General features: G+C 36.5%; 11 protein-coding genes and 1 pseudogene. 11 read left to right on the top strand and 1 reads right to left on the bottom strand.

The window, feature by feature from the left end; translation table 11 throughout:
• The 9 genes and pseudogenes from allE to ACMZ42_RS03670 all read left to right on the top strand — a co-directional run bounded on the left by allE (position 1) and on the right by ACMZ42_RS03670 (position 10676).
• Entirely contained in the window at positions 1-804 is an 804-nt protein-coding gene (gene allE, locus ACMZ42_RS03710) for a (S)-ureidoglycine aminohydrolase (RefSeq protein ID WP_370076479.1), read from the top strand.
• Between the two features lie 78 nt (positions 805-882).
• Positions 883-1932: an ureidoglycolate dehydrogenase gene (gene allD, locus ACMZ42_RS03705; RefSeq protein ID WP_415730619.1), complete on the top strand. Its 1050-nt coding sequence runs from the start codon at positions 883-885 to the stop codon at positions 1930-1932.
• Positions 1933-1949: 17 nt separating this feature from the next.
• Positions 1950-3707 carry an acyl-CoA synthetase FdrA gene (locus tag ACMZ42_RS03700; protein ID WP_415730618.1) on the top strand — a complete coding sequence of 586 codons (1758 nt, stop codon included), beginning with the start codon at positions 1950-1952 and terminating at the stop codon, positions 3705-3707.
• Positions 3707-4972 carry a DUF1116 domain-containing protein gene (locus ACMZ42_RS03695; protein ID WP_415730617.1) on the top strand — a complete coding sequence of 422 codons (1266 nt, stop codon included), beginning with the start codon at positions 3707-3709 and terminating at the stop codon, positions 4970-4972. The genes ACMZ42_RS03700 and ACMZ42_RS03695 overlap by 1 nt, the downstream gene beginning before the upstream one ends.
• Positions 4969-5739, top strand: a complete 771-nt coding sequence (locus ACMZ42_RS03690; RefSeq protein WP_370076471.1) for a DUF2877 domain-containing protein — start codon at positions 4969-4971, stop codon at positions 5737-5739. Before ACMZ42_RS03695 ends, ACMZ42_RS03690 begins: the two co-directional genes overlap by 4 nt.
• A gap of 5 nt (positions 5740-5744) precedes the next feature.
• The gene (arcC, locus tag ACMZ42_RS03685) at positions 5745-6677 is read left to right on the top strand and encodes a carbamate kinase (protein WP_415730616.1); all 933 of its coding nucleotides are present in this window, start codon (positions 5745-5747) and stop codon (positions 6675-6677) included.
• Between the two features lie 916 nt (positions 6678-7593).
• A complete protein-coding gene (locus tag ACMZ42_RS03680) occupies positions 7594-8208 on the top strand; it encodes a hypothetical protein (protein WP_415730615.1) in 615 nt (204 codons plus the stop codon).
• Between the two features lie 252 nt (positions 8209-8460).
• Complete coding sequence (locus ACMZ42_RS03675) at positions 8461-9456, top strand: linear amide C-N hydrolase (RefSeq protein WP_415730614.1); 996 nt, start codon at positions 8461-8463, stop codon at positions 9454-9456.
• A gap of 275 nt (positions 9457-9731) precedes the next feature.
• Positions 9732-10676: pseudogene (locus ACMZ42_RS03670) on the top strand (alpha/beta hydrolase fold domain-containing protein).
• A 126-nt stretch (positions 10677-10802) separates the two neighbouring features.
• Here the strand turns inward: ACMZ42_RS03670 and ACMZ42_RS03665 are convergent.
• Complete coding sequence (locus tag ACMZ42_RS03665) at positions 10803-11282, bottom strand: MarR family winged helix-turn-helix transcriptional regulator (protein WP_415730613.1); 480 nt, start codon at positions 11280-11282, stop codon at positions 10803-10805.
• 223 nt (positions 11283-11505) lie between these two features.
• Between ACMZ42_RS03665 and ACMZ42_RS03660 the strand changes: the two genes are divergently transcribed.
• Together ACMZ42_RS03660 and ACMZ42_RS03655 are read left to right on the top strand one after the other, a co-directional pair.
• Positions 11506-12729, top strand: a complete 1224-nt coding sequence (locus ACMZ42_RS03660) for a MalY/PatB family protein (protein ID WP_415730612.1) — start codon at positions 11506-11508, stop codon at positions 12727-12729.
• Entirely contained in the window at positions 12726-14015 is a 1290-nt protein-coding gene (locus ACMZ42_RS03655) for a M20 metallopeptidase family protein (protein ID WP_415730611.1), read from the top strand. Before ACMZ42_RS03660 ends, ACMZ42_RS03655 begins: the two co-directional genes overlap by 4 nt.

Raw genomic sequence — 14015 nt, 5'->3', positions numbered from 1 at the left:
ATGGGTTACATAAATCTAAATCAAGGATATAGAGAAGGTTTATTAGAAACACGTTCCGTGATTAAAAAAGATAATTACGCGTTAATTACACCAGACGGCTTAGTCAACAATGTTGTACCTGGCTTTAAAGATTGTGACGTAACAATCTTAGGATCCCCACGTTTAGGTGCAAGATTTGTAGATTACTTAATAACAGTAAAAAACCAAGGCGGAAACACAACTGGTTTCGCTGGTGATGGTATTCAATCATTTGTATACGTTGTCTATGGCAATATCAACGCTTATGCGGATGGTAAAAAATACGAACTAACGGAAGGTGGGTACTTATATGTACCTCCACACTTACAGTTGACGTTTGAAAATAATAATAACGGTGAAGATAGCCGCTTATTCCTATATAAAAAACGTTATCAGCCACTTAAAGGGCACCCATTAAAAGGGCATACACCAGAAATTATTTCAGGTAATGTGAACAACATTAAACAAGAAGCCTATGAAGGGATGAAAGAAGTATTAATCCAAGACTTATTACCAAAAGAAATCGGCTATGACATGAACATTCATATTCTTTCATTCAAACCAGGTGCTTCACACGGTTACATTGAAACACATGTTCAAGAACACGGTGCTTACGTATTAAGTGGACGCGGTATGTATAACTTAGACAACGAATGGATGCCAGTTGATAAAGGAGACTATATCTTTATGGGCGCTTATGTGCCGCAAGCAACTTATGCAGTTGGTTTAGATGAACCATTCTCATACATTTATTCGAAAGATGCGAACAGAGACATTGACCTATAAAGAGAGAGTATCAATAAATATTAGATTATTTAGAGTCTGACAAAATATTTTATTCATGTAAGAGAAGGAGCTGACACCATGCGTGTATCGAAGGAAGAACTGTTTAATTTAATGAAACAAAAGTTTATGAAAGCGGGATTAAATGAAGGAGCGGCACATGATGTTGCAGATGTATTAACATACGCTGATCATAGAGGCATTCACTCCCATGGCGCTGTCCGTGTTGAATACTATTCTGAACGAATTGCAAAAGGTGGTATTACAGCAAATCCAAATTACACATTTGAACAAACAGGACCAGCATCTGCTGTTTTTGATGGGGATAATGGTCCAGGTCACCAAATCGCAAAACAAGCAATGGAAAAAGCGATTGACATGGCCAAAAAATCGGGTATTGCCGTTGTTGGTATGAAGCATATCTCGCATAGTGGTGCATTAGGTTACTTTGTTGAAATGGCAGCAGAACAAGATATGGTTGCTTTAAGTATGTGCCAATCAGATCCAATGGCCGTGCCATTCGGAGGAACTGAACCTTATTTTGGTACAAATCCAATTGCATTTAGTGCACCATCTGCTGATGGTCGTATCATTACATTTGATATGGCGACAACGGTCCAAGCATGGGGCAAAATTCTAGACGCAAGAAGTAAAAACGAATCTATTCCAGATACATGGGCGGTCGATGCAACAGGTGCACCAACTACGAATGCAAGAGATGTTCATGCACTCCTGCCAATCTCGGGTCCAAAAGGGTATGGCTTGATGATGATGGTGGATATTTTATCTGGTAGTCTTCTTGGAGTCCCACATGGTGTACATGTTTCTTCCATGTATCAAGACTTAACAAAAGGACGCGATTTAGGTCAACTTCATATCGTGATTAATCCTGCGTATTTCACAGATTTAGATGCTTTCAAACGACAAATTTCAACGATGCTTGATGAATTAAAAGTGCAGAAAGCGGCAGAGGGATATGGAGAAATTTATTATCCAGGTGAACGCGGTAAGTTAAGAAGTGAGGAATATGATAAGGAAGGTATTGAAATCGTAGACGACATTTACAACTATCTTGTGTCAGACGATGTACATTTCGATCGTTATCACGGAAAAAATAGATTTGCAGAATAATAAAATGGAGGAACATCATGTTATATACAATTATAAAAGAAAACACTTATAAGGACTCCATCGTGTTAATGCTTTTATCAAACAAGTTATCTGCAATTGATGGTGTGAACAAAGTATCAATCATGATGGGAACACCGGCAAACAAAGACATTTTTAAATCGTCTGGCTTAGGCACGGATGAATTAGAAAAAGCCAAGCCAAATGATATCGTTATCGTTGTAGATACTGATCAGGAAGAAAAAGTAGACGAAGTGAAAGAAGAGGTAGAGATCGCATTAAAAGGTGAGTCTGATTCTCAAGACGCGTCTAAAGGCCAAGAAGCACATAATTGGAAACGTGCATTGGAGCTTGCGAACAATCCGAACTTAGCATTAATTTCAATTCCTGGTCAATATGCAGCAATGGAAGCGGAAAACGCACTGAACGAAGGTTTACACGTTTTCATGTTTAGTGACAATGTTGCTAAAGAAGACGAAGCGAAATTAAAACAAAAAGCGCATGAAAAAGGATTATTAGTGATGGGTCCAGACTGTGGTACTGCACTCATTCACGGCGTACCTCTTGCCTTTACAAATAACGTAAACGAGGGCGATATTGGTATTGTTGGCGCATCAGGTACAGGTATTCAAGAAGTGACAACAATCATTGATCGCTATGGTAAAGGTGTAACGAACGCTCTTGGTACAGGTGGACGTGATTTATCGACGGAAGTTGGTGCCATCACCATGTTAGATAGCATCAAAGCATTAAACCAAGATCCGAAAGTAAAAGTGATTACTGTGATCTCCAAACCACCTGCAGAGGAAGTAAAGCGCAAAGTATTAAACTTATTAAGAAATATTGATAAACCAGTTGTTACATTATTTTTAGGTGACAAACCTTCCTATCAAGAAGAGAACATCTATCATGCTTATACCCTAGAAGAAGCTGCAGTTGTAGCTGTCCAATTATCCAATGGGGACCAACCTAATTTCAAACCGACAACAGCTGAAAATGTAAACGTTTTATTAAAAGAATCACAAGTTGGTATAAAAGGTTATTATTCAGGCGGTACATTAGCAACTGAAGCAGCCATGCTAGTGAGAGATGCTTTCAAAGATACAATAACGGAAGAAAAGAACGATCGTTATATTTTAAAAACAAAAAATCATGAAATCATTGACTTAGGTGATGATGAGTATACAAAAGGTAAACCACACCCGATGATTGATCCTGAAAATCGTATCGCAGTGCTTGAAAAATCTGTCAACGACCCTGAAACAGCCGTAATCATGATTGATAACGTCATCGGTAACGGTGGTCATGCAGATATGGCAGGTGAACTAGCACCAACAATCAAACGTTTATTGGACAATGCACATCAAAATGGTCGTCAACTTGCAGTGCTTGCAACTGTTGTTGGTACTGCACAAGACATCCAAGGTTACGATAAACAAATTGACACTTTAAAAGAGAGCGGAGCCATTATCTGCAAGACAAATGACCAAATGGTTCGTACGGCTATCCAACTTGTAGGCGGTAAAGTGGAACAACCAAGTGTTGATGTACAAAAATTTGACTATACACCAGAAAACTTAGCGGTAGATGAGAAAATTATGTCCTTCATCAATATGAAACCAAGTGTTATTAATATTGGTCTAAAAAGCTTTACGGAAGCTGTTCAAAACAGTGGCTCTGATTGTGTCCAATTTAACTGGCGTCCGATTGCTGGTGGCGATGAGAAGTTAATGAAAGTACTTCAATTCTTAAACTATTATGAAGGAGGTACAATCTAATGGGTTACAAAACAATAAATGAAGCGAACGAAGCCGTTATCCAGAAAATCATTGTAGCAGCACCTTTCTTAACGGATGTTGTACCTGCTAAGTCTGTGATTCCTGAATTAGTAGATTACGTGTTATTACACGCTGGACCTCCAATTAAATACGAAAACATGACAAATCCTATGCAAGGTTCATGTGTTGGAGCAATCTTGTTTGAAGGATGGGCAGAAGACGAAAAGGGTGCACGTGACTTACTTGAAAACGATAAAATCAAATTCATTCCCTGTCACCATGTGAATGCAGTTGGGCCAATGGGTGGTATCACTTCACCTAACATGCCAGTACTTGTCGTTGTTAACAAAGAAAGTGGGAACGAAGCGTACTGTCAAATGAACGAAGGGATTGGAGCCGTATTACGCTTTGGCGCCTACAATGAGCAAGTAATCAACCGTTTACATTGGATGAAAGATGTATTAGGTCCCGTATTAAGTAAAGCGTTAAAAACATTTGACGAAGGCTTGAATGTTAACGTATTGATTGCTAAAGCTATTGCAATGGGTGATGAATTCCACCAACGTAATATTGCAGCGTCACTTGCATTTTTAAAAGAACTATCTCCAGTCATTTCAGCATTAGAAGACGTTGACAAGGAACAATGTACAGAAGTAATCCAATTTTTAGCAGACACAGACCAATTTTTCTTAAATATTGCAATGGCGACTGGTAAAGCGATCATGGATGCAGCACGTACAATAGAACACGGTACGGTTGTTACGGCCATGTGCCGAAACGGTGAAAACTTTGGTATCCGTATTGCGGGGATGGGAGACGAGTGGTTTACGGCTCCTGTTAATACGCCGCAAGGATTATACTTTACTGGTTATTCTGCAGAAGATGCAAACACAGATATTGGCGATTCAGCAATTACAGAAACAATCGGTGTTGGCGGAATGGCGATGATTGCAGCACCTGCAGTTACCCGCTTCGTTGGTACAGGAGGATTTAATGATGCGCTTGAAATAAGTAATCAAATGACTGAAATTTGTATCGGCGAAAACCCGAACTATGTCATTCCAACTTGGGACTTCAAAGGCGCATGTTTAGGGATCGATGCACGGAAAGTTGTTGAAACGGGAATTACACCAGTCATCAATACAGGGATTGCCCATAAAATTGCGGGTTATGGTCAAATTGGTGCTGGTACAGTCCATCCGCCAATCGAATGTTTTGAGAAGGCAATCACGGCATATGCTGAAAAGCTAGGTTTTAAAGGATGATATTACAAGCAAGTGCGGTTGGTCCAATCGCACTTGAATTATTGAATGAAGGAAACACCTTTACCGTGCACAGTATTTTTGAAAAAGGTTTGAATATGGTTGATAGAAATGGTGAATTGATATTCGCTGGTACCGACGAAAATGGGACATTTCCGTTCGGGATCTTGCTTGATCGTCAAACTAAACAAACGATAAAAACTCATATTAGAGTAGGCGATACCTTAACATTTCATAATAATCGTCTATTTCATAACAGTTTTGAAATGGTGTTTAATGTAAAAATACTACCGTTATATATGGATTTTGAACATGCAAATATAAATAGATTAAAAGAAAATTTCAAATACATTTCATTTGCATCATATGAATCAACAGATTTTGAACGAGCACGTGTGTTGGCCTTAATCAATAGATTACATGATCCAACCCAAAATCTTGAGAAGACATTCCGTTATTTTATTGGACGTGGACAAGGTTTAACACCAACTGGTGACGATATACTTGTCGGCATATTATACGGGCATTTTCTAAATAATTTTATCGAACATAAACATCTTGAAACTTTAAAAGCTTTAATCAAGGAACCTTTAACGACCATTGTCAGTAAGCGCTTTTTAACTTGTGCTTTAGATGGTGTATTTAGTTCGAAGATTACAGCATTACAGCATGATCCATCCTTAGAAAGCATGAAAAGTCTAATAGAAGTTGGCTCTTCATCTGGGATGGATACGTTATATGGCATTTATATGTCGGTAACTAAGGAGTGAAAGAAATGGGGAAAAGCGTAGTTATTGCATTGGGCGGTAACGCAATTTTACAGCCAAAGCAAGAAGCAACTTATGATAATCAATTCAAAAATGTAGTGTCTGCTACACGCCATATGATTGAAATGAAACAAGCGGGGCATAAAATCGTCATTACACACGGTAATGGTCCGCAAGTGGGAAATATTATTGCCCAAAACGAAGCGGCTAAAAATGTAGTCGAACCACTACCAATCCATGTTTGTAACGCAGAATCACAGGGGTTCATTGGTTATATGATGGAAACAGCTTTAAAAAACCATATTAATGAACGAGGCATTACTTCAAATGTGGTGACATTGTTAACAATGGTTGAAGTCGATAAAGAGGATCAAGCATTTGAAAATCCGACTAAACCAATCGGTGTATTTTTCTCAGAAGAAGAAGCGAAACGTTTAGAAAAACAAGGCTATACAATGTTAGAAGATGCAGGGCGTGGATACAGACGAGTTGTACCTTCACCAGAACCACAAGTGATTCATGGTATAGACGAAATTAAACGTTTAATCGATGATACGATTGTTATTTCATCCGGTGGTGGTGGTATCCCTGTATATCGTGAAGATACTGGTCAATTACAGGGTATTGAAGCGGTGATTGATAAAGACCGTTCAGGATTAAAGCTTGCCCAACAGGTAAATGCGGAAGTTTTCATGATGTTAACAGATGTACCAAATGTCTATATCAATTTCGGGAAAGAAAATGAGCAAAAATTAAGCCAAATTACAATAGAAGAAGCTGAACAATATGTTGCAGAAGGACAATTTCCACCAGGTAGTATGCTACCAAAAATGCAAGCAGCTATTGAATTTGCAAAATCAGGGAAAGAGGCAATTATTTGTTCATTGGATCAAGCAGTAGCTGCATTAGAAGGAAAAGCAGGTACACGTATAACACAATAAGGCTCTTATTAGTGACACAACATAACTAGTTAAAACCTTAAAAAGCGCAAGAAATCAATTTTAGAAACGTTGATTTCTTGCGCTTATTTGATATTTATTATTCTTTAGTTTTATCTTCTTAACTAAAGTCGTACTAATAGAGAAAATATTAAGCAATAAAGGTTCATTTGAGTCAAATGCAGCGTGTGAAGAGTTACTATTCCGTGTTCACTTTTTTGTAGGAGGACCTAGCTTCTTTATACCAGGACTGGTTCGCAGGGAAATTTGAATGCACTTTAGAAGAACTAACCGAATCCGTTAGCCGTATGATGATACAAGGGTTTCAATCGTATACTTTTAAATAAAACGACCTTCCTGTTTGGTTTATAGCGCAAGAAAAGACGTTAGAGTGTCATTGAAACAACAAATCGAGGGCTACCTTTATATAAAAGGATAGTTAGCTTTATTAAGATGGTAAGAGGCGAAGAAATTCGTCTCTTTTTCATTGTACACTCGGCATACGTAGGAATTATAGGGTGGAAGGTTCAGAAGCGGGAAGACAGTGGTAGTGGTTAGCCGATAGCAATGGGCCTGTGGTGATGCGGAATCAGAAGGCAAAGACATGCCTGAGGAACACAAATCTCATAGAAGCTCGGGATGACGGGTGAGTGTCCACTATCAACACGAAAAATGATCTTAGCGTGAATGCAAAGCTCGCTGTCTTTTTTAAAATTTTTTAAGAAAAATGCTAATTTCTTGGGGTTCGAACAAATGTTCCTATCAAGGTGAATTCGAGCTAAATAGGGAAGTCAGTAAGTTAGAGTGCTGTTTAACTTGTGTCCAACAATCGGACCATTTAATAAAGTATAATAAGGTAATACATTAAACATAGGAGTAATATGAAATAATACATGACAAATTGATTGGAGGAGTAAAAATGCAAGGCTTTAAACGCTACTGCTCGTTTGTAATTCTTATCTTGTTGTTAACAGGGTGTGCGGGTGTGGAAAAAGATAAAACGTCCTCAAATGCGAAAATAACCATTGAACCATATAACATGAGTGAAAAAGAAAGTCTGCTTATTAGCAAATCAGGAGTAGGGCATATTGAATTTTTTAAACTAAATGGCACTTTAGCTGAAGATGATGATGTGCAAATCTCAGTGGAAGTATTTGAAAAAGGTAAGTTTAAAGAAGAATTGCTAAAAACCTGGGATAACCCCGAAAAAAATTATAAAGATATTCTCATTTCGTTTGGAATAAGTGACTTTAACGATGAAGTTCGTCCCTTAAAATTGATATCTGGCATACCTTCTGGGCTTGCTACAACGAATTATTCAAATAACATGACGACTTCTTCTTTCAGTAATTTAGTAAGCGAAAAGGTTACTTTAAAGAAAAACAAACCTGTTTATTTAGCGGCATGGCTAGGCACTACAAAAAATGAGCTGCGCTCTGTAGGAAGCGAAAATGGCGAATTACCTACCGGCATTGCAGAAGTTGAGCTCGCATTTTTATACAGAGTTTTATGGACTGATAAGGAAAAGAATTAACATTAGCAGTGTAATTGGAATAAGGAGATACCGGACCTGGTATTATATATTGGGTAATTAACGGGCGCGATTGGAGAAATTAGTTCTTCTTCAAACCGAAAAAGAGAAATATAACCTAATTAGTAGGTTTGATGCCATAATTAGTCAAAACAAGGAACAAACCCGTAGAATTTGTGAAACTTTCTTAGAGAAAATGGAAAACGGAAATTATATCTTACTTGAACAATTGTTAAATCAAAAGGAGGAAAATACATGAGTACAGCTTTTCAAATCAATCAAAATAGTGAATATCTTGTCTGTAAGAATCAAGATGTGATTTACGATGGGGTTTATTTATTTACAAACCAACGTGGTGTTAGAAAGACCGCTTTAATGATGCCACCCACTCAGCCAGCTTCTTGGATTTCTGCTTATGGAAGTTTAACCGTTTCACAGATTGGAAAGGAAAATCCGAATGGCGGTATAAACGAAAAAGGTCTTGTTGTGGAGCAAACTACTCTTTGGCAAACTGAATATCCTGCTTCTAACGTACGTCCTGGGGTAAACGAGTTACAATGGATTCAATATTTGTTGGACACATGTAGTACTGTTCAAGAAGTTCTGGAAGTAGCCCCATCCATTCGGATTGACCAGAGTACATCTAAATTACACTATCTGATTGCAGACAGAAGTGGAGATAGTGCAGTAATAGAATTTTTAAATGGAAAAATGACTATCCATAGGGGGAAACTACAACTTCCAGTAATAGTGAATTCTCCTTATAAAGAAGCGTTGAAAGAAATCGAGGATGGAAAAACAAATTGGTCTGATTGTGGTGAATATCAGGAGAACTCAATGCAACGGCTATTAACGGTTTCGAGAAGAATGCAGGAAATTTCAAATCATGTCGATATAATAGATTTTGCTTTCGAAGTATTGACCTCTGTAAGACGTGAGGATACGATCTTTAGTCTTGTGTATGATATTAACCGAATGGAGGTTCATGCCTGTACCAACCGAAATCCCGAGAGAAAAACTATAAAAATGGTTGATTTTGATTTTGCCAATGGATTACCTTCTCAATCTGTCGATCTTCAGGATCTTAGAGCAAAAAATGTTACAGACCAATTTGAAACTTACAGTACAGAATTTAATCATAATGCTGTGAATTCATTTTTTAGAGACCCAACATTGACTGCAATATTTAAATGGGAAATTTCAGATGAAATGATTCAATTTTTAGCTCGCTACCCTGATTCATTTTCTTAGTTAAGCTAATGAATACCCCTGTAAAATTATCTCAAGGTCTTTTGGAACTATCAGGGGGGCATTAAGATAAAAAATAATTTATTTTGAACTCGAAGCATAGTTCAACCGTTTTACTGTAACCGATATAGTATAGATATTAAACGCCTCTCAATTAAGACATTCTATCCAACTTGTTAAAGACTATTGATAAAGAGATACATGGCTATTTCGAATCATACCGTGTTATGAAACAACAAGATGAACAATAAAAATGTTTAAAGGAGAGAAAATAAAAAATGAGTGTAGAAATTTATAACGGAGAACGTTCTGAAGAAAGTGTTCAATTTGAAAAATTGTTAACTTCCGAAAGTAATAAAAATAGTTTTTCTAGTATTGAAAACACCAAACAGTTTGTTAAGCAAATGGGAACTGAAAATAGAAAACCTTATGTTATTGGGGATGATGTTCAATTTTTAAGTGATGTTAAGGAGCGGGCATTCGAGGAAATGCAGGTATACACACTAAATGACCAAGACTCCCTAAAGTAAAAAGTTATTTTATATATACATGGTGGTGCTTGGACGAATCAACCTTTAAATTTTCACTGGTGGTTTTTAGATAAAATGGCACAATCTTTGAATGCGAAAATAATTGTTCCCATTTATCCTAAAGTACCTCATTTTAACTATAAAGATACCTATCCAAAAATCCTAAACCTTTATAAAGAAGTTCTTGAAACTGTTGAAAGATACGATCAATTGACCATTATGGGAGATTCTGCGGGCGGAAATATATCACTTGGTCTGGCTCATCTTTTAAAAATGAACCATTTACCTCAACCGAAAGATATTATTTTATTGTCTGCATGTGTTGATATGAGTTTTGAAAATCCTCATATACCTGAATATGAAGAAAAGGACCCGATGTTAGCTAGTGAAGGAATGGAAGTCATTACAAAGATTTGGGCAGCTGATAAAGATTTAAAAGACGCATTGATTAGTCCAATTTACGGTGATTTTAAAGGACTTGGGAAGATTACTCATTTTATTGGAACACACGAATGTTTATATCCAGATGCAATAAGACTGGATGAAAAACTAACAGGACAAGAAATTGAAATCAATACCTTTGTTTATCCTAAAATGAATCATGTGTTTGTTGTTATGCCAATCCCTGAAGCTCTAGATGCTCAACAGAAAATTATTGAAATAATTTGTTCGTTGAAGGAAATGGAGAGTTAACTGTACATGAAGCGGCCACCAGGAGGAAGAGATTCTAAAAAATTGCTATGACCATAAAGGCGTGTCACAAAGTTCGTGACACGCCTTTTTTCCATATTATCCAATAGTGTAGGGTAGTAAAGATAATTAATACGCCTTTGATTTTTTGTCATTAAGCACGCTTTGAGTCCTGTGATTGATTAAGTTTAGGACTGTAATATACTTTTGAAAATCTTCAGCTGTAAATTGCTCGAGGTTCTTCAAATGACTCCGATATTCCTCTAAATCTAGATTTTTATGATATTCATAAACTATTTTGCCTTTTGGTGTTAATTCAATATGGAATTCTCGATAATTGTCCAGATTTCTATATTTAATTACTAAACCCTTTTTAATTAGTTTATCAACCATTTGAGAAACAGCACTTTTTGTGCAATTTTTAATTTCTGCAATTTCAGAAGTAGTAGTTTTTATTTGATCTCCAATTAAGTTGAGTGTATGAACTTCTATCATATACAATTCATCTTCTGTCCCATATTTTCTTGGAACATTTTCGTATGAACTAATCAGTCTAGATGTCTCGTAAATCGTTTCCATTAGCTCATAAAAAATCTTCTCTTTATCCACAATGCATCTCCTCCCCATAATTGGTAGCCAATTTAATTTAATTTTAACATATTGAAAATCTATATTTTACTTTCGTTTTGAATCTAATTAATTTTTATAATATTCTGAAATTTATATTGACGATTTTACAGTTAAGGTGTTAAACTGAGAAAAATTTAATCTAAACGTGTCGAAAATTGCGATAAAGTAGAAAGTTGAATACGACAAGAGGTGGGGAGAAACATTGAAATATAATTTTGATGAAGTAGTTAATCGCAGAAATACTTATTCCTTAAAGTGGGATGGTGAAGATGTAATTAAAACAATTGGTTATACAGAAAGGTATGACTATGAGACCATTCCGCTATTTACAGCAGATATGGATTTACCCGTACCCCAACCATTGATAGATGCACTACATAAAACAGTTGATCATCGTATTTTTGGATATTCTGTTTTTCCAGATGAGTACTTTGAATCAATTCAGCATTGGTTTAAAAAGAGACATGACTGGACCATCAAAAGAGAAGAGATTGTATATAGCCCTGGAACTGTACACGCCTTGAATATAGCTATAAAAGCATTAACTAAACATGGTGAAGGTATCATTATTCAACGTCCTGTTTATCCGCCGTTCACAGCTGCGATAGAAGGAAATGGAAGAGTTGTTCGAAATAATGCATTGAAATGTGATGCTGAAGGGTATTACACAATTGATTTTGAGGATTTTGAAGCAAAAGCAAAAGAAGAGAATACTACACTGTTCATTCTCTGCAGTCCACATAATCCGACTGGTAGAGTTTTAACATATGAGGAATTAAAAACGCTTTCTGATATCTGTGCGAAGAATAATGTAATTATTGTAGCTGATGAAATTCATGGGGATCTCATTAGAAAAAAACAAAAATTTATACCCATCGCAAAAGTTGCAAACAGCTCGGATCATATCATCACATGTACAGCCATTAATAAAACCTTTAATGTTGCGGGTCTGCACTGTACAAATGTTATTATTTCAAACACTGAGATTAGGAAAATCTTTAGCGACACAATGGGAATGCAGTTACCATCACCGTTTACAATTGCAGCTCTTATAGCTGTCTATAACGAAGGAGAAGAATGGTTAGCGCAAATAACAGAATATATTGACGACACAATCGAGTATGTGAAAAATTTCATAGGTAAAAAAATGCCTACAGTCAAAGTTAGGATCCCTGAAGGAACATATGTGCTATGGATGGACTTTAGTGGATATGGCCTTTCAGCTCAAGAGATTCATGATCGTATCTATAACAAAGCCAATGTCATACTTGAAGATGGTCACTTGTTTGGAAATGAAGGTAAAGACTTTCAAAGAATTTGTATCCCTTCACCAAGACCACTTATAAAAGAAGCACTTGAAAGAATCGCTTTAGAATTCCAAGATATCGAATCCAATAATCAATCAGAAAGGGAGTATATAAAATGAAAACGATCGAATTTAAGCTTAATGCGTTAAAAGCTGCAAAAGAAATAGAAGACTATGTAATTGAGATAAGAAGAGATCTTCATAGACACCCTGAGATTGGATTACAGGAAGTACGGGCAATGAGAATAGTTACAGATGAGTTAACTAAATGGGGCATTCATTACGAAATTGTCCAAGATGGTGGAATTATTGGTTATATTCAAGGGAAACAACCGGGAAAAACTTTAATTCTTAGGGCAGATTTAGATGCACTGCCGATGAAGGAAGAGGAAAATAATTTAAAAAAGAAAAAAGTAGTATTTTCAGCGTATGATCAAGCTGCTCATACTTGTGGGCATGATGGACATACAGCGATGCTTTTGGGTGTCGCGAAAATCTTGGCTCAACACCAAGACAAAATTAAAGGAAGAGTGTTATTAGCTTTTGAACAAGGCGAAGAAATGGGTGGTGGGATTTATAATCTCTGTAAACGATTACACGAAATCGGAGGAGATGGAATTTGGGGTATCCATTTAAAAAATGATCTTCCGACTGGGAAAATATGTGTTGATCCAGGTCCAAGAATGGCTGCTTCTTTTGTTTTTGATGTCTTAATAAAAGGAAAAAGTGGACATGGTTCAAGACCAGATTTGTCAGTTGCTCCATTAGACTGTTTTACCGATTTTTATAACAATTTAAGAGCAATGAGGTTAAATACTTTAGACCCTTTTAAAACAATTACCTATTCAATTGGAACGATTAATTCAGGTTCCGCAGCAAATATAATTCCAGAAAGCTTACAGTTCTCAGGAACAGCCAGGTATTTAGAATATAGCCAAGGTACTCATGCAGCAAAAGAATTTAAGAGAATCCTAGAAAAAGTCTGTGACCTCCATAATTGCACCTATGAATTTATTATTGAGCCTAAAGAATCGGATTTAATTGTCTACAATCAAAAAGATTGTGCTCAAATTGCGATCAATGCGGTGAAAAATGCAATTGGTACAGATGCATTACAGTCAATCCCTGCTTGGATGGCATCAGAATCATTTGCGTTTTATGAAAAATACTTCCCAGGTGTGTTTGCATTCGTAGGAATACAAAACCTCGAAGAAGGGATTGGGGCCGAACACCATAATGTTTACTTTGACTTAGATGAAGATGCTTTAAAAATAGGAGTGGCGGCTACTGTACAATACACAATTGATTTTCTAGACAGTGAAAAACAAGTTCATTTTACTCCTGATAAAAGAGATATAAATAGTCTATTTATTGATAACGGGTTTCAGCGATTAATTAATAAATAA

The sequence above is a fragment of the Lysinibacillus sp. NPDC056185 genome, assembly GCF_047737915.1.
Classification (GTDB): domain Bacteria; phylum Bacillota; class Bacilli; order Bacillales_A; family Planococcaceae; genus Lysinibacillus.
Note: the sequence above shows the minus strand (reverse complement) of the source record. Positions and strands in the feature narration are given on the sequence as shown.

What these genes read in the sequence shown, in the direction of transcription:
- allE (WP_370076479.1), top strand. Translation starts at nt 1, where the DNA reads ATGGGTTACATAAATCTAAATCAAGGATATAGAGAAGGTTTATTAGAA.
- allD (WP_415730619.1), top strand. Translation starts at nt 883, where the DNA reads ATGCGTGTATCGAAGGAAGAACTGTTTAATTTAATGAAACAAAAGTTT.
- ACMZ42_RS03700 (WP_415730618.1), top strand. Translation starts at nt 1,950, where the DNA reads ATGTTATATACAATTATAAAAGAAAACACTTATAAGGACTCCATCGTG.
- ACMZ42_RS03695 (WP_415730617.1), top strand. Translation starts at nt 3,707, where the DNA reads ATGGGTTACAAAACAATAAATGAAGCGAACGAAGCCGTTATCCAGAAA.
- ACMZ42_RS03690 (WP_370076471.1), top strand. Translation starts at nt 4,969, where the DNA reads ATGATATTACAAGCAAGTGCGGTTGGTCCAATCGCACTTGAATTATTG.
- arcC (WP_415730616.1), top strand. Translation starts at nt 5,745, where the DNA reads ATGGGGAAAAGCGTAGTTATTGCATTGGGCGGTAACGCAATTTTACAG.
- ACMZ42_RS03680 (WP_415730615.1), top strand. Translation starts at nt 7,594, where the DNA reads ATGCAAGGCTTTAAACGCTACTGCTCGTTTGTAATTCTTATCTTGTTG.
- ACMZ42_RS03675 (WP_415730614.1), top strand. Translation starts at nt 8,461, where the DNA reads ATGAGTACAGCTTTTCAAATCAATCAAAATAGTGAATATCTTGTCTGT.
- ACMZ42_RS03655 (WP_415730611.1), top strand. Translation starts at nt 12,726, where the DNA reads ATGAAAACGATCGAATTTAAGCTTAATGCGTTAAAAGCTGCAAAAGAA.